We start from the raw sequence: 23,169 nt of genomic DNA, 5'->3' as shown, positions 1-23,169 counted from the left end.
CCGGCCCACGTCGTCGTCGATTGAATACTCATCGGCACCCCTGCATCACTCCGAGGGCACACAGCAGGTTGTCCGGAATCACCGCGGCGGGGGCGCTCACGTCCGTCCAGGCGCCGTTGCCGGTCGCGTCGGTGGCGCCGCGCAGCGCGGGCGGCACCTTCTGCATGATCTGGTCGATGTTCGCGGCGTTCTGCTTCAGCGTGCCGGTCACCGCGACCAGGTTCTCCACCATCGGCCCGAACTCGGCCTCGCGGGCGCTCATCGTGGTCGCGAGGGTGTCGAGTACCGAGGTGAGGTTGTCCACCAGATCGGTCAGCGCCTGCCTCCGGACGGCGAGGATCTGCATCACGGTCTGGGTGTTGTGCGCGGTGGTCGTCAACGCGTCGCTCTGCCGGACCATGAGATCCGACAGGGACCGCGACATGGTCAGCAACCGGTCGACCTGCTCGCCGTTCTGCGCGAACGCGGCCGAGGCCCCACCGAGCCCGGTCAGGGCCTTGCCGAGCTGCTCGGAGTCGCTGGGCAGCACCTGTTCGAGCGTGGTCAGCATCGCCTGCAGCGATTCGACGTCGACGCCGTGCGCGGCGTCCGTCGCGTCCCGGCTCACCTCGTCGAGGCTGTAGGGAACGGTGGTGCGGGACAGCGGAATCACGGTCTGGCCGTCCTCGACGCCCCCCGGCACCACTTCGAGATAGCGCTTGCCGAGCACGGTCTTGAGCCGAACCGTCGCGGTGGTCTGGTTGCCCAGCGGCTGGCCGTCGTCGAGCCGGAAGCTCACCATCACGTGGTCGCCGGCGAGTTCGACGCCCTCGACGCGGCCCGCGGGGACACCGGCCACGTACACCGGGTCGCCGCCGGAGAGCCCGCTCGCGTTGGCGAGCTCGGCGGCGTAGGGGTGCGTCCGCATCTGGTACCACACGCGAGGGGCGCCGACCGCTGCGAGCAGCCCGATCAGCAGCACCACGATGCCGACCACGCCGAGCGCCATCGGGGTGGAGCCGCTGCGCCGTTCGCCCTTGAACAGGAACAGGACGATGCCGACGAAGTGGTCGATCAGCTTGACCAGGAACATCATTGGCACACCTGCGAGTGGGTGGTCCCGAAGATGTTCGCCTCCATGTCCCCCGCCTCCAGGGTGAAGTTGCACAGGTAGAGATTGACGAAGCCGCCGTAGCTGCCGATCCGGTTCACGTCGGCACCGAACTCGGGCATCTTCGCGACGAACGCGTTGAACTGGTCGGTCGTGCCGATCCAGGCGTCGGTGAGCGACTTCAGATCGGAAACCGATCGCCCGAAGGCACCGTTCGACACGGCCATCGCCCGGGCGAGGTCCGCGAGCGCGGAGTTGCCGCCGTCGAGAAGGGCGATCAGCTGGTCGTTGCTGCCGACGACGGTCGACGACAGCGCCGCGAGACCGGCGAGCAGATCCTCGAGCTGCGGCGAGCGCGCGTCCACCGACGAGAGCAGGGAGGACATGTTGCCGACCAACTGCTCGAGCACCGGCTGCCGCTCGGCGAGCCCGCCGCTGAGGTCGCCGATCTGGGTGAGCAGGGTTGCCATCGACCGGCCCTGACCGGAGAACGTCTCGACGAAGCCACGGGTGAGCGTGTTGACCTGGTCGGGCGCCAGCGCGTCGAACAGCGGACGGAAGCCGTTCATCATGGCGGTCAGGTCCACCGGCGGGGTGGTGCGGTCCAGCGGGATCGTCGATCCCGGCGGAAGAATCTCGGCCCCCACCTCCGAATGCGTTGCTCCCTCTGGGGATTCACCCGTGGCGGACACCGGACGCGCATCCGCGCCCGACAGCGCGACGTAGCGCGCGCCGAGCATGTCCCCGTAACGCACCGCGGCGGTGACGTCGGCGGTCAGCGGGTGGTCCGCCTCGACCTCGATCTGCACGACGGCCTTGCTGGTGCCGCCGCCCGCGTCGGCGAAGGCGATGCCGTCCACCCGCCCGACGCGGACGCCGGCCATCATCACCGGGTTGCCCGGGGTCAGGCCCTCGACGTCGGTGAACTCGACGGAGTAGCGCTCCGCGTCGCCGCGCACCGGCACGAGCAACGTGTTGGCGACCATGACGCCGCACGCGATGCCGGCGGCACAGAACCCGACGAGCTTCGCCACGGGAACCCATCCGAGCTTCATCGGACGGTCACCTCGTTTCCACGTACGAGCGGACCGAGCATCATGACGGTCGCGGGGTTGGGCACGCCGCCGGGCAGCGCGGGCAGTCCCCGCAGTTGCGACTCGAGCACACCGAGCGGGTGGGCCTCCCTGGCTCCGTCAATGACCGGCACCGCCGCTGCGTCGGCGACTCCGGACACCCGGTTCGACTGCTGGCGGGCGGCCTGGGCCGGTGTGGGCGCACCGCTGCAGTACGCGCCGGTCTCGGTGCCGTAGGTCGGACAGTCCTCACCGGTGTACGGGAACGGGTCCGCGAAGGACGGCACGGCGGTGATGTCGAACTTGCCGGAGGAGAACACCCGGGCGCCCGCGGCGCCGAACGACTTCGCGCCGGCGAGGGTGGCGGTCAATCCGTCCGGATTAGCGGCCGTCGTGGCGAGGATGACGCCAACCGAGTCCACCACGGTGGTGACCGACTGCTGCCGCTCCGAGACGAATCCCGCTGCGGTCGAGGAGAACCCGGATGCGGCGGTGAGCATCCTGCCGATGGAGTCGGAGTGTTCGGAAATGTTCCGCGACACCGACGCCGCCGATGCCAGGGTCGCGACCACGTCGGGGGTCGCGGCGTCCAGGGCTGTCATCACCTCCCTGAACTCCGGTGTGGCGTCGAGGAACTGCTCCGTCGCGGGAGTCATCGTCGTGCTCACCGAGGCGAGCCGGTCGACGACCCGTCCGATTGTCTCGCCGCGACCGTCGAGCGCATGACCGAGCGCGGTCAGCGCGGTCTGGAGCTTCTGCGGCTGCATGTGGTCGAGGACGTCGACCAGCTTGGTGTAGATGCTGTAGAGGGCCACGGCATCCGGCCCCTGGTCGACCACGATGGTGTCGCCGTCGGCGAGCGGGTCGGCCGGAGCTCCCGTCGCCGAGTCTCCATCGTCGACGAGCTGGATGTAGATGTCGCCGAAGAACGTGCGGGGCACAACACGGGCCACGACCGTGGACGGGATCGAGGCGATGGAGCTCTGGTCGATCTGCAGGCTCACCACCGACGACTCGGTGCCCGAGTCGATGCCCGAGATCCGCCCGACGTTGACACCGATGTAGCGCACGGGAGCTTCCCCGGTGATGAGGCCGGCGGAGGCCGGGATCGCGACGGTGATCTCGGGGTCGCGGTGCAGCGAACCGGATCCGCGCAACACCATCACGACCGCGACGACCACGCCGAGCATCACCGCGAGGACACCGCGCAGCGCCAGCCCGATCCGGGCACGTCCGGTGAACTGGTCCATGTCAGATCCCCAGTCCCGGAATCTCCGGGACGAGGCCCCAGAGCGCGAACGTGAGCAGCACGTCGAGCACGCCGATCGCCAGGATCGCGGTCCGCAGGGCGCGGCCCGCGGCCTGCCCGACCCCGGCCGGACCGCCGGACGCGTAGTAGCCGTAGGCGCAGTGCACCAGCGACACCACCGCCGCGAACACGATCGCCTTGAGCGCCGAGTACACGAGATCTTCCGGTGACAGCGCGAGGTGGAAGAAGTAGTCGTAGGTGCCCGCGGAGGCGCCACCGAAGAACACGATCACCAGCCGGGTGGACAGGTAGCTGGCGAGCAGACCGATGAGGAAGATCGGGATCACGCAGACCATCGCCGCGAGTACCCGGGTGCCGGCGAGGAACGGGATGGAGCGGATCGCCATCGCGTCCAGGGCGTCGATCTCGTCGGAGATGCGCATCGCGCCGATCTGCGCGGTGAAACCGGTGCCGACCTTGGCTGCCAGAGCGATCGCGACCACGACCGGCGCCAGCTCCCGGGTGTTCGCGATCGCCGACAGCATCCCGGACATCGTCGTCATGCCGACGAGTTCGAGACCGCGCTGGGTTTCGACGCCGAGCATCATGGCCGCGGCGAGGGACATCGCGAACACGATGCCGATCGTGCCGCCGCCGGAGAGCACCGAGTTGGTCCCGAAGCTCACCTCGCTGATCTGGGCGAGCACGTGCTTGCGATAGTGGATGAGCGCGTACGGCATCGACGCGAGGGCCTTGCAGTAGAAGGTGACGTGTCGGCCGATGGACGCGAGTGCGTCGACGATCTGGCGGAACGGCGCTGCGGCGCGACGCAGGTGGAAGCGCGCGTCGACGGCGACCATCAGTACGCCCCGACGGCGGGCACGATGACCGTGTACAGCGCGGACAACGCGGTGTTCACGATGAACACCAGCGCGAAGGCGATCACCACGGCCTCGTTGACGGCGTCGGCGACCCCGCGCGGGCCGCCCTTGGTGTGCAGACCCTTGAACGTCGCGACCAGGGTCGACGTCAGGCCGAAGACCGCGGCTTTCACGAGCGCCATCACGAAGTCCGACATCCGGCCGTACTGGCTGAACGTGGACATGAACGTTCCGGCCGGAAGATGCTGGACGTAGATGTGATAGAGGTAGCAGGCCAGCACACCACCGAAGGTGACCATCGCGCACAGGGCGAGGGAGACGACGACGGCCGCGACGAGCCGGGGGGCGACGAGGCGCTCGATCACGTCGAGCCCCATGACCTCCATCGCGTCGATCTCTTCGCGAATCTTCCTCGACCCCAGGTCGGTACAGATCGCCGATCCGGCGACGCCGGCCATCATCAGTGCGCAGACGAGCGCCGCCGCCTGGCCGACGATGATGAACGCGACCACGGCGCCCGAGTAGCCGCCTGCGCCGATCCGGCCCGCGAGTTCGCCGACGGAGACCGCGATGAACACTCCGATGGGGATCATCAGCAGCAGTGAGGGTCCGGTGCTGACGCGCCCGATGAACAGGGTTTGCGTGACGGTCTCGCTGATCGACAGCCGGCGGGCGAAGACGGCCCGGATCAGCGCCACGATCGACAGGACCGCAAACCCGATGAGATGGCCACCCTGGTTTGCGACGTCCCGAAGCGGCCCCTTCGCCACGGGCAACTCGTAGGTCACCGCTGCTCCCCCCGTTGGTCAACTACATGTGAAACGCATGACATGTGAACCGTGATTCGCAAAACACTATGCGCCGGACCCGCAGCGCGACAAGAGCACCGATGTTGACGACACGCCACCGGCGAGGCCCACACCGCCGGTGGTGCCACGCTCCCCCCATCGCGACACCACCGGACGACGGTCAACCGATCCGCACGCCCTCGGTGCCGTGCTCCTTGCGGAGATCGCCCTTGACGACCTTCCCACTTGCGTTGCGCGGCAACGCATCCACGATCACGAGCTCCTTCGGATGCTTGTACCGCGCGAGCACGTCGTCGAGATAGCTCGACAACTCGTCGAGTGTGAGGTCGGTTCCGCCGGGGTCCTTGAGCGCGACGACGGCCACCGGGACCTCGCCCCACTTGGCGTCGGTGCGGCCGATCACCGCGGCCTCCAACACCTTCGGATGGCCGAACAGGGCGTTCTCCACCTCGGCGCAGTAGATGTTCTCGCCGCCGGAGATGATCATGTCCTTCTTGCGGTCCACGACATAGATGAAGCCCTCCTCGTCCTGGCGCACCAGGTCTCCGGAGTGGAACCATCCGCCGGCGAAGGCGTCTGCCGTCTCGGCCGGCTTGTTCCAGTAGCCGCTCATCATGGTCGGGCCGCGGTAGACGATCTCGCCGACGGACCCGACGGGCACCTCGTTCATCTCGTCGTCGACGATCCGGGCCTGGATGGTCGGGATCACGGTGCCGACGGAACCGAGCTTGCGCAACGCGTCCTCGCCGTCGAGCACACAGGTGATCGGCGACATCTCGGTCTGCCCGAACACCGCCACGTTGAGTGCATCCGGGAAGGTGTCGGACATCGCCCGGAGCACCACGTCCGATGCCGGAGCCGCACCCCAGCTGATCACCCGCAGCGCCAGATCCCGCTGCCGCACCGTGGGTTCCGCGCACACCGCCTGCCACTGCACCGGCACGAGGAACGCGGTGGTGACCCGTTCGGCCTCCCAGACCTCGAGCAGTTCGGTCGGGTTGAAGGCGCCGAGCGGGTGGATCACGGTCGGGATGCCGAGCTGCAGGCTGGGGGCCATGCTGCCGAGGGCCGCGATGTGGAACATCGGCGAGGCACAGAAACCGATGTCGCCCGCGGCGTGCATGCGGAGCGCCCGGATACAGGTCTGCGCCTGCGCCTGCATGTTGGCGTGGGACAGGACCGCCCCCTTGGGGCTGCCGGTGGTACCGGACGTGTACATGATCAGGGCCGGGATGTCCTCGGGTAGGTCGACCGCGGGGTGCGACGCGCCCGCCTCTGCGACGAGCTCCTCGTATCCCTCCACCCCTTCACCACTGCCCTGCCCGACGACGACGAAGGTGCCCAGTTCCGGAACCTGTTGGCGGACAGCGGAAACCAATGGCGCGAGCGGGACGTCCGTGACCACGACCGTGGCACCGCTGTCCGTGACGATGTACGCCATCTCGGGCGGCGTGAGACGGAAGTTCACCGGCACCGCGATGGCCCCGAGGGAGTTGACCGCGAGCACGACCTCGAGGAACTCCGGCCGATTGAGCATGACCACGAGTACCCGATCGCCGAACCCGACACCGCGGCGGGCGAGTGCGTCGGCGAACGACTCCGACCGGCGGTGGAGATCCGACCAGGTGGTGGTGGCGCCCTGGAAACGCAGGGCGACCGCGTCGGGACGCATCAACGCGTGCGTGGCGACCTGATTGTTCCAGTGGTTCCTGCGCGACTGCAGGGGCTGAGAGAGGAGATCGGGTGACATCGTTTCGACAAGCCCTTCCCTGTCACGGAGACTGTGTGGCACGGTATACGCACCCCTCCGGTTGCGATCGATTATGGCAGGCCAGCGGCCGGAATGGGGCCGGTTTGTTAACTACAATTCGCAAATTCGGACATTAGCGGCGGCGCGAGCCGCGGCTTGGCTCAGGCGCCGAATTTCGGCCGCCGCCTGGCCAGCATCGCGGCCGCGCCCTCGAAGAAGTCCGCGGACCCGAGCAGTTCGATCTGCCCCTCGGTTTCCCGCTCGAATGCCTCTTCGACCCGCGCCAGCGTCGCGGCCGTCAGCGAGCGTTTCGTCAGTTCCAACGCGCGGCGCGGGCCGGCCGCCAGCTTCGCGGCCACCGCGTCGACGTGCGCGGCCAGCTCGCCTGCAGGCAGCACGCGGGTGATCAGCCCGGCCGCGTGTGCGTCCGTCGCGCCGAGCCGCTCCCCCAGCAACGCCATCTCCGCCGCACGGGCACGTCCGACCGCCGCAGGGACCAGCAGGCTCGACCCGCCGTCCGGCATCAGGCCGACATTGACGAAGGCGAGCAGGAAGTACGCGGACTCGGCCGCATAGGCGAGGTCGGCGGCCAGCGCGAGCGAGGCCCCGACGCCGGCGGCGGCGCCGTCCACCCGCGCCACCACCGGCACCGGGAGAGTGAGGATCTCGCGGATCACCCGGTTCGCGGTGTCCATCACCACGCGCGGATCGGCGGACGGACCGGCCGCCAGGTCGGCGCCGGTGCAGAACGCGCCACCCTCCCCGGCCAGCACCACCACCCGCACGTCCGCGTCCCGGGCGCGGCCCTCCAGCAGATCACCGAGTGCGCGCATCGAGTCGAGGTCGAGCGCGTTCATCCGCTCGGGCCGGGCGATGGTGATCCGCAGGACTCCGCCCTCGTGTCCCACCCGCAGCCCGGCGACGCGTTCCGGTGCGATTTCGGTCATCGCGACACCCCGACGATCCGACCGAGGCGACCCTCGACGAGCTGCTCCGCTTCCGCCACGATCCGACCGACCAGCTCCCCTACCGTGGGCACGTCGTCGATGAGACCCTGACACTGACCGACACTCCAGATGCCTGCGTCGAGATCGCCGTCCTCGAAAACCTTGCGCCCCCTGGCCCCGGAAACGAGGTCGCGAACGTCGTCGAATGTCGCTCCGCCCGACTCGATCCGGACCACCTCCCGGCTGACCGCGTTGGCCGCGACCCGCGCGGTGTTGCGCAGGGTGCGGAAGATGAGTTTCGTGTCGAGCTCGCTGTTCGCGACGATCTGCCGTTTCACCTCGTCCGCGACCGGCGACTCCTGGGTGCACATGAACCGGGTCCCCATGTTGACCCCCTCCGCGCCGAGGGCGAGAGCGGCGACCAGACCGCGGGCGTCGGCGATGCCGCCCGACGCGATGACGGGGATACGCACCCGGGCGGTGGCGGCGGGGATCAGCACGAGGCCGGGGACGTCGTCCTCGCCCGGATGTCCCGCGCACTCGAAGCCGTCGATGCTGACGGCATCGACACCGATCTGTTCGGCCTTGAGCGCATGCCGGACGCTGGTGCACTTGTGGATCACCTTGACTCCGGCGTCCTTGAAATGGGGCAGGTGTTCGACCGGGTTGGCTCCGGCGGTCTCGACGATCTTGATCCCGGACTCGACGATCGCCTGCCGGTACTCCGCGTACGGCGGAGGGGTGATCGACGGCAGGATCGTCAGGTTGACACCGAACGGCCTGTCGGTCAGGTCGCGGCACCGCGCGATCTCCTTGACCAGGTCCTCCGGCGTCGGCTGCGTGAGAGCCGTGATGAAACCCAGCGCGCCCGAATTCGCCACGGCAGCAACGAGTTCTGCTCTTCCAACCCACATCATGCCGCCCTGCACGATCGGATGCTCGACCCCGAATGACTCGGTGAAGCGCGTGGTCAGCATCTCAGCACCCCCTGCCGGACTTCACGGATCCACGCCGAACTGCCCTGGTGATCATGTTTTTCACTCGCTCCTGTGCGCTCGAAACGGCCCGGCACCCGCCGGATCGACACCGTCTGCACACCGCAGGTGGGACTCTCGAAACAGGCGTGAACCGACATCTTTGGCGAATTGCCGTTAACTTTCATCTACCGGTGACGTACTGTCAAGACCAAATCCACTACCGGAACGGAAAATTGCGATCACGGGCATCCACTCCGGTTCACAGCGGCTCGCGCGCAGAACGCGACCACAGCGCTCCGATACGATTCGGAGTCGAGATGTCAGGAGGTCCGATGACGCAGTCGACCCGTAGCCGGTCGGTTCCGGAGCCGGCGACGCCCCGCAAGCGACCCAAGAACCGCAAGGCGCAGATCGCACTGGTCGCCGCGGAGGCGTTCAGCGAACGTGGGTACCACGCGGTCGGCGTCGACGACATCGCGGCCACACTCGGAATCTCGGGACCCGCGCTGTACCGGCACTTTCCGAACAAGTACGCCCTCCTCGTCCAGGCCGCGCTGAGCACGGTCGGGTCACTGCGCTCCGCAGCCGAGGAGGCCGCCGAGTCGACGGCGGGCGCCGACGCCGAGGAGCGACTGGACGCGGTCATCCGGGCGCTCATCTCCACGACCGTGGAGAACCGCCGAACCGGCGGCCTGTACCGCTGGGAGGGGCGATACCTCCACGCCGACGACCGCGCCGTCATGCGCGCGGATTTCGCCGCACTCAACGAACAGGTCACCGGCCCGCTGCACGAACTGCGCCCGGACCTCGACCCCACCACCGTCGGCGTTCTCGGAGCGTCGGCCCTCAGCGTGATCGGTAGCATCACCGCACACCGCGCGGCGCTGGCGAATCGACGCATCGAGAAGTTGCTCCACACCGCCGCGTGGGCCGTGGCGCGCTGCGACCTGGCCGGCGCCCGTCCGGCGGTGACCGCGGTCGACGACCCCGCCGACGGCGGACCGTCCGTCACGTCGAAGCGCGAACTCCTCCTGACCGAGGCGATGAAGATCTTCAACGTCCGCGGTTACCACGAGTCGAGCATCGAGGAGATCGGTGCGGCGGCCGGGATCAACGCCTCCAGCGTCTACCGGCACTTCCCCAGCAAGGCGGACCTGCTCGCAGCGGTGTTCTACCGCGCGGCGGACCGGCTCGCGGTGGCCACCCGATCCGCGGTGAACGCCGCGACAGATCCGGCCGAGGCGCTCGGCCGGCTGACGGCCGCCTACATCGACCTGGCATTCGCGCATCCCGAGGTGCTCTCGGTGTACTTCGCCGAGATCGGCAACCTCCCCGCCGGGGAACGCACAAACCTGCGGAACGTTCAGCGGCTGCACATCGAGGAGTGGGTGAACCTCCTCACTGCGGCCCGCCCGGACCTCCCCGCACCGGAGGCCCGCTTCCTCGTGCACGCGGCGCTCGGGCAGACCCTCGACGTCGGCCGGCTGATGCGTTTCGACACCGGTGCGCTCGCACGCGGCAGGATGAGGACACTGATGCTGGCGGTCCTGCACAGCTGAGCGGCCCGCTCAGGTCCCGACGTTCACCGGGACGGCGTCGCGGAGCTGTTCGAAGGACCGCCGGATCAGCTCCGCATACCTGCAGGAGTCCCGAAGCAGCGCCGGATCGGCGGTGATGTTCAACGCGAGCGAGTCACCGGTCGAGCCCACCGAATGCGAGATCCCGGTGCCGTCCAATGTGCTTGTGCCGAAGGCGAGAACGGCAGTGGTGTCGACCAGCCGCAGCGCGGTCGAGCGGCGCGGCACACTCGTGACGAACGTGTTGAACGCCCGGGCCCGGACCGGATCGGCGGTCGCGCTGCTTCCTCGGCGAGCCTCCCTCCACCGGGCGAGGCGAAACACCCATCCCGGCAGCACATAGGTGGTCTCCGCCGCCGCCACCTCGGCCGGAACCCTCATCCGCCGACGCTCGGCAAGCACCGTCTCGTGGACCGCCCGCGCACGGTCCACGGGATCGTCGAGGTCGGTCCTCAAGTCGACGGTCATCATCACGAACTGGTTGTTCGACTCCAGTGCGGCTCCCGACGACCGGAGCGTCATCGGTACCGACGCCGCGAGCGAACCCGACACCAACTCCCCTCGCTCGAGGAGGTAGTCGCGGATGGCCCCACCGACGATCGTCAACGTGAGGTCGTTCACCGTGACGTCACCAATCCGCGCCTTGATCGCCTGCAACTCGGACAGCGGGAAGAACTCCACCTCGTATACCCGGCCGGGACCTACCGGACCGTCGACCACAGTCGGCGTACGACGTTGCGGAGGAAGTGGATACGAGCCGTTCTCTCGTTCGGCGACAAGACGTCGATGTACCGCGCGAGCATCCCTGACACCATCGACGAACCGGGCCGCGGTGCGGGGTGCGGCTGCCAGAGCTCGCACAACCAGCCGGACCGTACCGGGTACCTGCTGACCGCCATCGCACGCGGGGCCGGGCTCGGGAAGGTCCGCACCGAACAGGGTTGTCGTGACATGGCCACTCGCGATGCCGTCGGCCATCACGTGGTGCATCTTGATCGCCGCGACCGTGACCGGCCCACCCGTGCCGGGTACGCCGTCCACCCGGTCGACGACGTGCAGTTCCCACAGCGGTCGTGTCTGGTCCATTGGCGCCGCCGCGAGGTCCCCCAGCATCGCCCGCAGGTCGTCCCAGCTCTGCGGGTCATGGAAGTGCAGGTGCCGGGCCACCGAGAAGTCCGGATCCTCCGCCCAGTACGGGTCGTCGAGATCCAGCGGAACCCGTACCAACCGCCGCCGTAGGACCGGTACCGAGGCGCGGGCCTCGACCCACGCCGCGATCTCCTCCCTTCCGGGTAGCCCGCCGCCGCGGTGGTCGGGCGCGAAGGCGTACACCGAGACGAACGCCTGCCGGAACCTCGGGCTCTCCGCGTACACGAACCACGCGTCCTTCGGCGTAACCTGCTGCACTGCCGGGCCCTTTCGGAGGAGTCGCACTCGAAGTGCGGTTGATGGCAGGGATGAAGCGGCCGGCGGCTACCCGGTCAGGCCTCGACAGTCACCTGGGCCGCGTCCCGAAGTTCTTTGTACGACCGGCGAATCAGCTGCGCATACCGCGCGGAGTCCCGCAGCAACTCGGGATCCGCGGCAATGTTCAGGCCGAGCCGGTCTCCCATGACACCCACCGAGTGCCCGGTACCGGTCCCGTCCAGGGGGCCGATCCCGAGGGATCGGACATCGGTGGTGTCCGCCAGCCGCAGCCGGGTCAGCTCCCGGGGCACACTGCTGACGAACGTGTTGAAGGGCCGACCCCGGAGCTCGTCACCTCGCCGCGCGTCACCCTGCCACGCCCGGATGCGCCGAGCGACGCGAAACATCCAGCCAGGGAGGACGAAGGTGGTGTCCGACACCGCCGCCTCGGCAGGCACGCTCATCCGCCTCCGCTCGGCGAGTACCGCCTCGTGGACCGCCCGCGCACGCGCGATCGGATCGTCCAGACCGGAGTTCAGGTCCACGACCAACATGACGAACTGGTTGTTCGACTCGCGGACCGCTCCCGCGGACCGGATCGACATGGGCACCGAGGCGGCCAGCGAACCCGGCACCGACTCCCCTCGCTCGAGCAGGTACGCACGCATGGCCCCGCCGACGACTGTCAGCATCAGGTCGTTGACGGTGACCCCACCAATCCTGGACTTGATCGCCTGCACCTCGGCCAGCGAGAAGTACTCCACCTCGAGGACCCGACCGGGGCCGACCGGGCCGTCCAGCACCGTCGGCGTGCGCCGTTGCGGGGGAAGCTGATACTCCCCCTGCGCGCGCTCGACCTGGACAGCACGCCAGTTGGCGCGAATCTGCCTGATCGCGGTGACGATCCCGACCGCGGTGCGCGGACCGCGGGCGAGCGCCCGAAGCACCAACTCGACAGGCCCGGGCACCCGCTCGACCGGGCCGCGCCCGGCGTCCGGTGGCGGAGCCTGCTCACCGTAGAACGCCGACAGCACGGCGTTGCTCCCGATGCCGTCGGTCATCGCATGGTGCATCTTCATCGCGACGAAGGTTGCCGGACCGTCCACCCCGGGAACGCCGAGCACCCGTTCGACGACATGCAGTTCCCACAGCGGCCGGGTCTGGTCCATCGGCACCGTCGAGATGTCGGCGACCAGGTCCCGGAGTTCGTCCCAGCCACGGGGCTGGTGGAAGTGCAGGTGTCGGGACACCGCGAAGTCCGGGTCCTCCACCCAGTAGGGATGGTCGAGATCGAGCGGAACCCGCACCAGGCGCTGCCGCAGCATCGGAAGCACGGCACGCGCCTCGAACCACCGGGCGATCTCGGCCCGGTCGGGCAGGCGACCGGTTGCAGCGTCGGGCGCGAACACCTGCGCGGACACGAACGCCTGACGGAATCTGGGGCTGTCCACGTACACGAACCAGGCATCCTTGGGTGACAGCTGGCGCACGAGGTGGCCTCCTCCCGAAGCGGCCACGCCCGTCGAGGGTGACGGTCGGGCAGGAGCGAAGCGTACAACCCTTCACAAAGTCCGGCGACCCGAGCGGATCGGGCCGCCGGAGCCCGATCCGCCGGCGGTACCCGACCGGTCAGCGGCACCCCGGTCTGTCAGTGGCGGCCGTTGTCCTGGTCCGCACCCAGGTCACCGGGGCGGTATCCCGCCGGGTAGCCCGGGTACGTGCGGTTGCCCGATTCCCGGGTGATCGTCGACGTCGACCGGGGCGGGAAGAAGCGCAGCGCGCGGGCCCGCGCATCGAGCGCACGATCGGCGACCACTCGCATCCATCCGGGCGCTGCGCGGAAACCGAAGGCCGACAGCATCATCGGGTCGAGCATCGCACTGACCCCAACGGCAACCACCGGCTGCAGTGGCCGCGGGAACCACGAACAGAACAGATCCCGGGTGTACACACCGACGGCGTGGACGTCGGGTGTGTTCCGGAAGTGCGCGCGCTCGTACGCCATCTTGAAGTGGTGCAGATCCTGGAAGTCGGTCGGGATGTCCCGGATACCCATGCGGGAGCCCACTTCCCGGTAGAAGTGGAACGCCGCGAGCCGCTCGTTCGGGTGCAGTGGTCGCCACCCGTACCGTTCGATCCAGTCCAGCGGCTCGTAGATGAACGTGGTGAGCACGTACAACATGTCGTCGTTACTGATGTCGTACTTGCCGTGCATCCGGTTGACCACCCGCAGCGACTCCTTGCCGCGTGGCGAGTCGTAGCCGTGCTCGAGCAGTTCGGCCATCAGGAGCGAGGTGTCGTCGTATCGCTTCTGCGGGCGATTCTCGAACTCCCCGGTGCGTTTGAGCAGTTCGGCGATGCTCGGCACACAGTAGGTGCGGAACAGCGCGAACTCGAGCGCCCGGGTGTAGTCCCAGGGGAACTCGAATCCGGCCGTGATGCGGTGGATCTCCTGGTGGTCGCGGACGGGGTCGAGGGTCTCGATCCGGTGCAACCAGCCGTACCGGCCCCGCGGCGCCTTTCCGCCGTCGATGAGGAACACCTCGCTACCCCCGGCCGTGCATGGTGCGCAGCATCCAGGCCGCGATCTTCATGTCCCGCGCCTTGCGGTCCATTGTCAGCAGGTTCAGCGGGGCCTTGAACTTCTGCCGCGTCACCGCCTTCGGGCGGGCGAACTCGCGGAGGCCGTCGGCGCCGTGGATCCGGCCGAAGCCGGACTCGCCGACACCGCCGAACGGCAGCGACGGGACGCCCGCGAATCCGAGCACCGAGTTGATCGAGACCATGCCCGTACGCAGACGCTCGGCGGCCTGCAGCGCCTTGGCCTTGTCCTTCGTGAAGATCGATGCGCCGAGTCCGTAGCTGGAACGGTTCGCCTTCTCGACGCCGTCCTCGAGGTCACGCATCCGGTTCACCGCGACGATCGGGCCGAAGGTTTCCTCGGTCATCGCGGTGCTGTCCTCCGGCACGTCCGCGAGGATCACCGGTTCGATGTACGGCGCGTGCAGCGACTCCCGCCCGCCGAGCACGGCGCGGGCGCCCTTGTCGAGGGCGTCCTCGACCTGTCCGCGCACCACGTCGTTCTGCCGGTCGAGGGTCATCGGCCCGTAGGAGGCGCCGGACTCGCCGCCCGGCCGCAACCGGGTGGCCTTCTCGGTCATCTTCCGGACGAACGTGTCGTACACCGCATCGGCGACGAAGATCCGCTCGACGCCGGCGCAGGTCTGGCCGGCATTGCCCATGCCGCCGAACACCGCGAAATCCGCGGCGGCGTCGAGGTCGGCGTCGGCCGCGACGAGCATCGCGTCCTTGCCGCCGCACTCTGCGACCAGTGGCGTCAGGGTCTTCGCGCAGGCGGCCATCACCTTCTTCGCGGTCGGGCCGGACCCGGTGAAGGCGACCTTGTCGACCCCCGCCTCGACCAGCGCCCCACCGGTCGCGCCGAGCCCGGTCACGACCTGGAGCACCGGCTGGTTCGGGACGAGTGAGTTCCACTTGTCGGCCAACCACACCGCGACACCGGGGGTGAGTTCGCTGGGCTTGAACACCACCGCGTTGCCCGCCGCCAGCGCGTAGGAGATCGACCCCATCGGCGTGTAGACCGGGTAGTTCCACGGCCCGATCACGCCGACGACCCCGAGCGGCTGGTATCGCAGCGTGGACTCCTGGTTCGCACTGACCAGACCGGACGACACCTTCTTGCGCCCCAGTACCTTTGCCGCGTTCTTCGACGCCCAGTCCAGGTGCTCGACGGCGAGCATGATCTCGAGGATCGCGTCGTCGACCGGTTTGCCGGTCTCGGCGGAGATCACCGCCGCGAGGGACTGGGCGTCCGAAGCGATCGCGGACTTCCACTTCTGCAGCCACTTCTTGCGGCCGTCGAATCCGAGGTCCGCCCACCACACCGCGGCGTCACGTGCCCGTTCCACCGCCTGCGCGACCCGTTCGGCGTCGTGCACCGGATACTCGGCCAGCACGTCACCCGTCCGCGGGTCCAGTGAGGTGAAGGTGTCCGGGGCGGCGTGGGCGGGCGCCTCGGTCTTGCTCGGCTTGCGGTCGGTCCGCTGGGACATGGGGGCATTCCTCCATCGGTGTGGCGCGGTCGGCTGGCCGGTCGTGTGGAAGGTGCGCGCACGCGGGTTCCGCGTCGCTCGGCGTGCCTCGATCCTTGCCTACTCGCACCCTTCCGAACCGGAATCACATCACATATATTTGATTTGTCGTACTGTCGTGGGCGTCACAGTAGGCCGTGCCGGAGCGGCGGGCAAGAGCCCGGCCACCGTTCACGCCACGCAATCCATCACCTCGCAGGGGAGATCACACCGATGAGCGTCGAGTTCACCACCGAGCAGCGGGCATTCGCCCAGGCCGTCGCCGACTTCTGCAAGCGCGAGGCCGGCACCCGGGAGAAGCGGGACCGGCTCACCGACCACGGCAAGCACAATCACAGCCCGGAGCTGTACAAGAAGATGGCCGACCTCGGCTGGCTCGGCCTGACGGTGCCCGAGGAGTACGGCGGGTCGGACGCGACGATGGTCGACATGTGCATCCTGCTCGAGGAGACCGCCCGGGGGATGGCACCGATCGGCGCGATCGGCCCGACCCTGATCACCGGCGGAGCGTACGCCAAGTTCGGCACACCCGAGCAGAAGGAAACGGTGCTGCGCGGCGTCGTCAGCGGTGTGTCACAGTCGATTTCGATGTCGGAACCGGAGGCGGGATCGGACGTCGGCAACCTGAGCACGAAGGCGGAGAAGACCTCCGACGGCTGGCTGATCAACGGACAGAAGACGTGGTGCTCGAACGCGCACATCTCGGAGAACATCCTGCTCGTCGCCCGCACCTCACGCGGCGAGAGCAAGCACGAGGGCATGACGATGTTCCACGTCCCTGTCACCACACCCGGCCTCAAGATCAGCGGCATCGAACTGATGGGCGGCCACAAGGAGACCAACGACCTGTACTTCACCGACTGCGTCCTGCCCGAGGACGCGGTGGTCGGCGAGGTCGGCAACGGCTGGCGGCAGTTGATGACGGGACTGAACTTCGAACGGCTGATCCTGTCCGCGATGATCCTCGGCACGGCGGAACGAGCCTTCGAGGACACCCTCGCCTTCGTCACACAGCGCAAGCAGTTCGGCCGGCCGATCGGCTCGTTCCAGGCACTGCGGCACCGCATCGCCGATCTCGCCACCGAGATCGAGTGCACCAAACTGCTGGTGTACAGCGTGGCGCGCGAGGCCGACGCCCACCCCGACCGGATGCTGGCCCGCGAGGCGTCGATGGCCAAGCTCAAGGCCACCGAGACGGCCAAGCGGGTCGCCCTCGAGGGCATGCAGATGATGGGCGGCTACGGATACGCGACGGAGTTCGACATGGAGAAGCACGTGCGTGCCACCCTCGTCTCGACGATCTTCGGCGGCACCAGCGAGATCCAGCGCGACATCATCGGCAAGACGTACGGGCTGTAGACCCCGCGCGACCATGACCGATGGGCCGCACCCCGGCGCCTATGCTGAACTGCCGTGACCAAGGAGTACCCATGACCACGACCCGCAAGGCCGACGATCGCGCACTGCGTCGCAGGCCACAACTGTCGGACGATGTCGCGGCGCACGTGCGCGGCGTCATCATGTCCGGCGGGGTCCGGCCCGGGGACTTCATCCGGCTCGACGAGACCGCCGCCGAACTCGGGGTCAGCGTGACCCCGGTGCGGGAAGCGCTGCTCACCCTGCGCGGAGAGGGACTCGTCGAGCTGGTGCCACACCGCGGCTACGTGGTGGCCCCGCTGACCCGCTCGGACATCCACGATCTGTTCTGGCTGCAGGGACAGATCGCCGAGCAGCTCGCGATCCGTGCCACCGCCGCCGTCACCCCCGAGGTGCTGGCCGAGATGCGCGATGCCAGGGACCGACTCGCCGAGGCCGTCACGACGGGCGACACGGCACAGGTCGAGGACCTGGAGTTCGCGTTCCACCGGCTGCTCAACCGGCTCGCCGGCGCGAACAAGCTGTCCTGGTTCCTGCTCAACGCGGTGCGCTACACCCCGGCTCACCTGTACTCGTCGGATCCGCGGTGGGGCGAGGCCGCGGTCGCCAGTCACGACCGGCTGATCGCCGCTCTCGAGACCGGTGACGCGGAGGAGGCGGGCCGCGTCACCCGCGCCCACTTCGCCGACGGCGCGGACCGGCTGCTCGCTCACCTGGAGAGCACCGGCATCTGGGACTGAACCCCGTTGCCACCCAAAGGAAAGTGGCCGCGCCCGGATTCCCGGACGCGGCCACTCTCCGTTGTCGAGCCGACTACCAGACGACGGCGATGATCACGTTCACGACGGCAAGGATGCCGATCACGTGCGCAAGCGTCGCGGTCGAGGTCGCGGTCGCGACCGCCCCCTCACCGGCCGGGGACGCGGCCTCCTCCTTCGCCTTGCGCAACCCCAGCACCGCTGCGACCAGGATCACGATCGCGATGACGAGCTTGATGCCGACCTTCATGTGGTTCAGGTCCGCGTCGTTCGCCTCGTTCAGCCCGACCAGGGCGAGACCGGACACGACCTGCAGGATGGCGCCGTGCAGCATGCCCGGGATCACCCGCGGCGACTTGAGCACGGTCATGTAGCTGCCGATGATGGCGGCAAGGCCGATGAAATGCAGGATCAGGAAGATGTCGATAGCAGCGGTCATGCCTGCATCGAACAGGGCCTGGCGCGCTCTGTAAAGGAAGGTTTACCTTCGGCAACCGGCAGGCTACCCCGACGGACACGTGTCCAGGTCATGTTCGCGAAACCCGACCGCGGGTTCTTACCCAAAGGTAGTCTCACCGCCACCGAGCGGTGTGCCGCCCCACGGGCGCGCTGACGATCAGGGTCCGCACCGACGAACGTGCGCGCCGTACTCGGATCCCGTGCGACAAGGAGTGCTATCTCGTGTGTTCGATCCTCGGCATCTTCGACCTGCGCCCCGACGAGAATCTGGCCGCGCTGCGCGCGCGTGCAGTGGAGGCATCCCGCCGCCAACGCCACCGCGGTCCGGACTGGAGCGGCGTGTTCGTCGACGACGGCGCCCTCCTCGTCCACGAGCGCCTCGCGATCGTGGACCCGGCCAGCGGCGCACAGCCACTGCGCTCCCGTGACGGACACCTGGCCCTTGCGGTCAACGGCGAGATCTACAACCACCGCGAACTGCGCACCGGCCTGGACTACGACTTCACCACCGCCTCGGACAGTGAGGTCGTGAACGCCCTCTACGAGTCCGGCGACGACGACTTCGTCAGCCGCCTCAACGGCATCTTCGCTTTCGCTCTCTGGGACGCCGACCGCCGCCGGTACCTGATCGCCCGCGACCCCATCGGCGTGTGCCCGCTGTACTGGGGACACGACAGCGAGGGCCACCTGCTCGTCGCGTCGGAGATGAAGGCCCTCGCGGACAGCTGCGACGACGTCGCCCAGTTTCCACCCGGACACGTCTACGACAGCGCCACCGGGCAGCTGCGCCGCTACTACGACAAGCCCTGGCGCGACCACGCCGCCACCGCCGGCACCGACCTCGGCACCGGCGCGCTGCGGGAGGCGTTCGAGAGTGCCGTGCACCGACAGCTGATGACCGACGTCCCCTACGGCGTTCTGCTCTCCGGCGGGCTCGACTCGTCCCTGGTCGCCGCCTGCGCGGCCAAGTTCGCCCGCAACCGAGTCGAGGACGACGACCGGCGCGAAGCCTGGTGGCCGCACCTGCACTCGTTCGCCATCGGCCTCGACGGTTCCCCCGACCTGGCCGCCGCACAACTGGCCGCGGACATGCTCGGCACCGAGCACCACGGGTTCGTCTACACCTTCGAGGAGGGACTCGACGCCCTGTCCGAGGTCATTCGGCACATCGAGACCTACGACGTCACCACCATCCGCGCCTCGACGCCGATGTTCCTGCTCGCCCGCCGTATCAAGGCGATGGGCGTGAAGATGGTGCTCTCCGGCGAAGGCGCGGACGAGATCTTCGGTGGCTACCTCTACTTCCACAAGGCCCCGTCGGCGCAGGCGTTCCACGAGGAAACCGTGCGCAAGATCGACGCACTCCACAACTACGACTGCCTCCGCGCGAACAAGTCGATGATGGCGTGGGGTGTCGAAGCCCGCGTCCCCTTCCTCGACCTCGACTTCCTCGACACCGCCATGGGCATGGACGCCCGCCACAAGATGGCAGGCAGTGGCCGCATCGAAAAGGCCGTCCTCCGTGAGGCGTTCGACGGCGCACTGCCCGAACAGATCCTCTGGCGACAGAAGGAACAGTTCAGCGACGGCGTCGGATACGGCTGGATCGACGGCCTCAAGGACCACGCGGAACTCGCCGTCACCGACGAGGAATTCGCTACCGCCTCCGAGCGCTTCCCCCACAACACGCCGGCCACCAAGGAGGCGTTCCTCTACCGCCGCATCTTCGAACAGCACTTCCCGGGCGACGCCTGCGCAGCCACCGTGCCCGGAGGAAAATCCATCGCCTGCTCCACTCCCACTGCACTGGAATGGGATCCGGAGTTCGCGGCGATGGCCGATCCGTCGGGTCGAGCCGTCCGTGGAGTCCACGACCAGGCCCTGAGCGGATAGCCGAACGACTGCGATGCAGCCGGACGTACGGTCCGGGCCCTGCGACAACCGTCGACAACGGGAAGGGGATCCATCCGATTCGGATGGATCCCCTTCCCGTTTCGTTCGGTTCCCCACGCAGGGGCGGCCGCTAGGCGTCGGCCGCCATCGCAGCGATCAGACTGTTCGGACGCATGTCCGTCCAGTTGGTCTCGACGTACTCGACACACGACTGGCGTGACGCCTCACCGTGCACAGTGGTCCAGCCTGCGGGAACATCGGCAAACGTGGGCCACAGGGAGTGCTGCCCCTCCTCGTTCACCAGCACGAAGAACGTGCCCTCCTCGTCGTCGAACGGATTGCTCATTGCGGTACTGCCTTTCGTTTCACGGCACCGGCCATGGCGCCGGCACCGTTGCGGTCTTCACACTTGTCACGTCACGATCCGCTGCTTCGCCGGGGCCTCACCCGCGACCTTCGTCCGACGCCCACGAATCCTCGAGGACGGCTGCGATCCGAGCCAGGGCCGCCGGCGATGCCATGGTCCAGTGGGTGGTGTCGATCGGATGGTTGTGGATCCGGCCACCGATCGCCCGCTCCCATGTCGACGCTCCCCTCACACCCGTCGCGTCGTCCTGCGTCGCGGTGAAGTAGACGAGGTCGCCCTTGAACGGCGCGGGCTCGTATGCGGCGGCCAGGCCGATCGAGTTCTCTGCTGACGCGAGTGCCGCGGCCACCCGGTCGGAACCCAAGCGGTTGAACGGCTCCGGCAGCCCTGCCACCAGACCCGCGACGGACTCGGCGGTGAGGTCGCCCTCCAGTGCGATCCCGTCGAGATCGACATTGGGGAGCACCAGTGTGAGCAGCTCACGCGCGGACGGGACCGACACCTCGGCTGCCGAGATTTCGTCGGACTGCCCCGGCTGCACGGCGGCGAAGCTGTCCATCATCGACAGCAACGCAACCTCCTCGCCCTCCGCCTGCAGTCGCACGGCCATCGCGTGCGCGATGACGCCACCGAGCGACCAACCCAACAGGCTGTACGGGCCGGCCGGCTGGATGGCCCGAACTTCCCGGACGTACCGCTCCGCCCATTCCTCGATCGATCCCGGCACCACGCCGTCCTCGCTCAGCGCGGGCGACTGCAGGCCGTAGACACCGCGGTCCGGATCGAGGTGCTGAGCCAGCCCGGCGAATGCCCACGAGAAGCCGCCGACCGGGTGGATGCAGAACAGTGGCCGGTCGTGCCCCTCACGGATCGGCAGCACGACACCGAGCGGGTCCGCACCGAGCGCGTCCATCCCGCCGGACGGTGCGGATTCGATTCGCGCCGCGAGCGCTTCGATCGTCGGCTCGGCAAACAGCCAGACCAACGGCACGTCGGTCGACAGTGCCGACCTCAGCCTGGACACGACCTGGGTCGCGATCAGGGAGTTACCCCCGACATCGAAGAAGTTGTCGTCGAGGCCGATCCGCTCGAGACCCAACACCTCCCCCACCACCGCGGCGACAACCGTCTCCGTCTCCGTCGACGGCGGCCGGAACACCTTCGCTGCGAATTCCGGCGCCGGCAGCGCCGACCGCTCCACCTTGCCGTTCACACTCAACGGCATCGCATCGAGCACCATCACCACCGACGGCACCATGTACGACGGCACGGCCCCACTGATCGCGCTGCGAACCTCGGACCCGTCCAGACCGTCACCGACGACATAACCCACGAGTTGAGTACCCCCCCACACATCGGGACGAGCCACCACCACCGCCTCGGTGACCCCCGGCCGAGCCCGCAACGCAGCCTCGATCTCCCCCAACTCGATCCGGAAGCCACGCACCTTCACCTGGAAATCGGTGCGCCCCAGGTACTCCAACTCACCCGACGGGCTCCAGTGCACGAGGTCACCGGTCCGGTACATGCGCTCGCCCGGCCGGTAGGGGTTCGCAACGAACCGGTCGGAGGTCAGGTCGACACGACCGTGGTAGCCACGCGCCAGCTGCGCACCCGACAGATACAGCTCACCCGCGACACCCACCGGCACCGGATGCAGCCGCGCATCGAGCACGTACACCTGGGTGTTCGACACCGGCGCACCCATCGGCACCGACACGGTTTCGGTGCCGTCGACCAGCCGGTGCGTGGAATGCACCGCAGCCTCGGTCGGACCGTAGAGATTGTGCAACTGGGCGTCGCTGACGGCGGCGAAGCGGGCCGCGACACCCGCGGGCAACGCCTCACCCGCCGCGAAGACGTGCCGCAATCCGAGGGTCGGCGCCCCCGCCGCCGACAGCACGTCGAGGAACACCGACAGCATCGACGGCACGAACGACGTCGCCGTCACACCGCCCTCGGACATCACACCCGCCAGATACTCCGGATCGCGATGACCATCCGGCCGCGCCACCAGCAACCGACCACCGGTCACCAACGGCACGAACAACTCCCACACCGACACATCGAACGTCACCGGCGTCTTCTGCAACACCACATCACCGGCACCGAACCCGTACCGCCACGCCATCCAATCGACCTGATTCACCACCGCCGCATGACTGACCGCCACACCCTTCGGCCGACCCGTCGACCCCGACGTGAAAATCACATACGCGGGGTTCCCGGTCCGCAGCGGCGCCAACCGATCCGCATCCGTCACCGACCCGGCAGCGACACCCGACAGATCGAGCGTGTCGATCGCCAGCACCCGCGCCTGCCCCGGCAACGACACCGCGTCAACGGTGCGGGTCAACACCACTGTCGGGGCCGCCGACTCGAGCACCAGCGCGATCCGGTCCGCCGGATGATCGGGATCGATCGGCACGTACGCACCGCCGGC

General features: G+C 68.4%; 19 protein-coding genes. 4 read left to right on the top strand and 15 right to left on the bottom strand.

Features of this window, described 5'->3' with window-relative positions; genetic code table 11:
* Positions 1-28: 28 nt before the first annotated feature.
* The 8 genes from ACWDUM_RS27515 to ACWDUM_RS27480 all read right to left on the bottom strand — a co-directional run bounded on the left by ACWDUM_RS27515 (position 29) and on the right by ACWDUM_RS27480 (position 8,776).
* Positions 29-1,075, bottom strand: coding sequence for an MCE family protein (locus tag ACWDUM_RS27515; protein ID WP_450114611.1), 1,047 nt, complete (start codon positions 1,073-1,075; stop codon positions 29-31).
* Positions 1,072-2,145 (bottom strand): MCE family protein, encoded by a 1,074-nt coding sequence (locus ACWDUM_RS27510; protein ID WP_450136452.1) that lies wholly within the window; start codon positions 2,143-2,145, stop codon positions 1,072-1,074. The genes ACWDUM_RS27515 and ACWDUM_RS27510 overlap by 4 nt, the downstream gene beginning before the upstream one ends.
* Positions 2,142-3,413: an MCE family protein gene (locus tag ACWDUM_RS27505; RefSeq protein ID WP_450136451.1), complete on the bottom strand. Its 1,272-nt coding sequence runs from the start codon at positions 3,411-3,413 to the stop codon at positions 2,142-2,144. Before ACWDUM_RS27505 ends, ACWDUM_RS27510 begins: the two co-directional genes overlap by 4 nt.
* A gap of 1 nt (position 3,414) precedes the next feature.
* A complete protein-coding gene (locus ACWDUM_RS27500) occupies positions 3,415-4,272 on the bottom strand; it encodes an MlaE family ABC transporter permease (RefSeq protein ID WP_450136450.1) in 858 nt (285 codons plus the stop codon).
* The gene (locus ACWDUM_RS27495) at positions 4,272-5,081 is read right to left on the bottom strand and encodes an MlaE family ABC transporter permease (RefSeq protein ID WP_450136449.1); all 810 of its coding nucleotides are present in this window, start codon (positions 5,079-5,081) and stop codon (positions 4,272-4,274) included. The genes ACWDUM_RS27500 and ACWDUM_RS27495 overlap by 1 nt, the downstream gene beginning before the upstream one ends.
* A gap of 181 nt (positions 5,082-5,262) precedes the next feature.
* The gene (gene fadD5, locus ACWDUM_RS27490) at positions 5,263-6,852 is read right to left on the bottom strand and encodes a fatty-acid--CoA ligase FadD5 (protein WP_450136448.1); all 1,590 of its coding nucleotides are present in this window, start codon (positions 6,850-6,852) and stop codon (positions 5,263-5,265) included.
* A 161-nt stretch (positions 6,853-7,013) separates the two neighbouring features.
* Positions 7,014-7,799 carry an enoyl-CoA hydratase gene (locus ACWDUM_RS27485; protein ID WP_450136447.1) on the bottom strand — a complete coding sequence of 262 codons (786 nt, stop codon included), beginning with the start codon at positions 7,797-7,799 and terminating at the stop codon, positions 7,014-7,016.
* Entirely contained in the window at positions 7,796-8,776 is a 981-nt protein-coding gene (locus tag ACWDUM_RS27480) for an NAD(P)H-dependent flavin oxidoreductase (RefSeq protein WP_450136446.1), read from the bottom strand. The genes ACWDUM_RS27485 and ACWDUM_RS27480 overlap by 4 nt, the downstream gene beginning before the upstream one ends.
* Before the next feature lie 332 nt (positions 8,777-9,108).
* Between ACWDUM_RS27480 and ACWDUM_RS27475 the strand changes: the two genes are divergently transcribed.
* Positions 9,109-10,335 (top strand): TetR/AcrR family transcriptional regulator, encoded by a 1,227-nt coding sequence (locus ACWDUM_RS27475; protein WP_450136445.1) that lies wholly within the window; start codon positions 9,109-9,111, stop codon positions 10,333-10,335.
* A 9-nt stretch (positions 10,336-10,344) separates the two neighbouring features.
* Here the strand turns inward: ACWDUM_RS27475 and ACWDUM_RS27470 are convergent, their stop codons facing one another.
* From ACWDUM_RS27470 to ACWDUM_RS27455, 4 genes are all read right to left on the bottom strand, one after another.
* The gene (locus ACWDUM_RS27470; protein WP_450136444.1) at positions 10,345-11,760 is read right to left on the bottom strand and encodes a wax ester/triacylglycerol synthase domain-containing protein; all 1,416 of its coding nucleotides are present in this window, start codon (positions 11,758-11,760) and stop codon (positions 10,345-10,347) included.
* A 74-nt stretch (positions 11,761-11,834) separates the two neighbouring features.
* On the bottom strand, positions 11,835-13,250 hold the full coding sequence (locus ACWDUM_RS27465) for a wax ester/triacylglycerol synthase domain-containing protein (RefSeq protein WP_450136443.1): 1,416 nt from the start codon (positions 13,248-13,250) through the stop codon (positions 11,835-11,837).
* A gap of 158 nt (positions 13,251-13,408) precedes the next feature.
* Positions 13,409-14,302 (bottom strand): oxygenase MpaB family protein, encoded by an 894-nt coding sequence (locus ACWDUM_RS27460; protein ID WP_450136442.1) that lies wholly within the window; start codon positions 14,300-14,302, stop codon positions 13,409-13,411.
* Between the two features lie 4 nt (positions 14,303-14,306).
* Complete coding sequence (locus ACWDUM_RS27455; protein ID WP_450136441.1) at positions 14,307-15,833, bottom strand: aldehyde dehydrogenase family protein; 1,527 nt, start codon at positions 15,831-15,833, stop codon at positions 14,307-14,309.
* Between the two features lie 252 nt (positions 15,834-16,085).
* Here ACWDUM_RS27455 and ACWDUM_RS27450 point away from each other — a divergent pair, with 252 nt between their 5' ends.
* Both ACWDUM_RS27450 and ACWDUM_RS27445 read left to right on the top strand, forming a co-directional pair.
* Entirely contained in the window at positions 16,086-17,231 is a 1,146-nt protein-coding gene (locus ACWDUM_RS27450) for an acyl-CoA dehydrogenase family protein (protein WP_450114624.1), read from the top strand.
* 71 nt (positions 17,232-17,302) lie between these two features.
* Positions 17,303-17,989, top strand: a complete 687-nt coding sequence (locus tag ACWDUM_RS27445; RefSeq protein WP_450114625.1) for a GntR family transcriptional regulator — start codon at positions 17,303-17,305, stop codon at positions 17,987-17,989.
* Positions 17,990-18,062: 73 nt separating this feature from the next.
* Here the strand turns inward: ACWDUM_RS27445 and ACWDUM_RS27440 are convergent, their stop codons facing one another.
* Positions 18,063-18,446, bottom strand: coding sequence for a hypothetical protein (locus ACWDUM_RS27440; RefSeq protein ID WP_450136440.1), 384 nt, complete (start codon positions 18,444-18,446; stop codon positions 18,063-18,065).
* Between the two features lie 242 nt (positions 18,447-18,688).
* On the opposite strand from ACWDUM_RS27440, the gene asnB reads away from it, so the two are divergent.
* On the top strand, positions 18,689-20,359 hold the full coding sequence (gene asnB / locus ACWDUM_RS27435) for an asparagine synthase B (RefSeq protein WP_450136439.1): 1,671 nt from the start codon (positions 18,689-18,691) through the stop codon (positions 20,357-20,359).
* A gap of 130 nt (positions 20,360-20,489) precedes the next feature.
* Here asnB and ACWDUM_RS27430 read toward each other — a convergent pair whose 3' ends face one another.
* Positions 20,490-20,705 carry an MbtH family protein gene (locus tag ACWDUM_RS27430; RefSeq protein WP_450136438.1) on the bottom strand — a complete coding sequence of 72 codons (216 nt, stop codon included), beginning with the start codon at positions 20,703-20,705 and terminating at the stop codon, positions 20,490-20,492.
* 97 nt (positions 20,706-20,802) lie between these two features.
* The coding region (locus tag ACWDUM_RS27425) for an amino acid adenylation domain-containing protein (RefSeq protein ID WP_450136437.1) at positions 20,803-23,169 on the bottom strand (2,367 nt) is incomplete at its 5' end.

This window comes from Rhodococcus sp. NPDC003322 (assembly GCF_053589555.1).
Note: the sequence above shows the minus strand (reverse complement) of the source record. Positions and strands in the feature narration are given on the sequence as shown.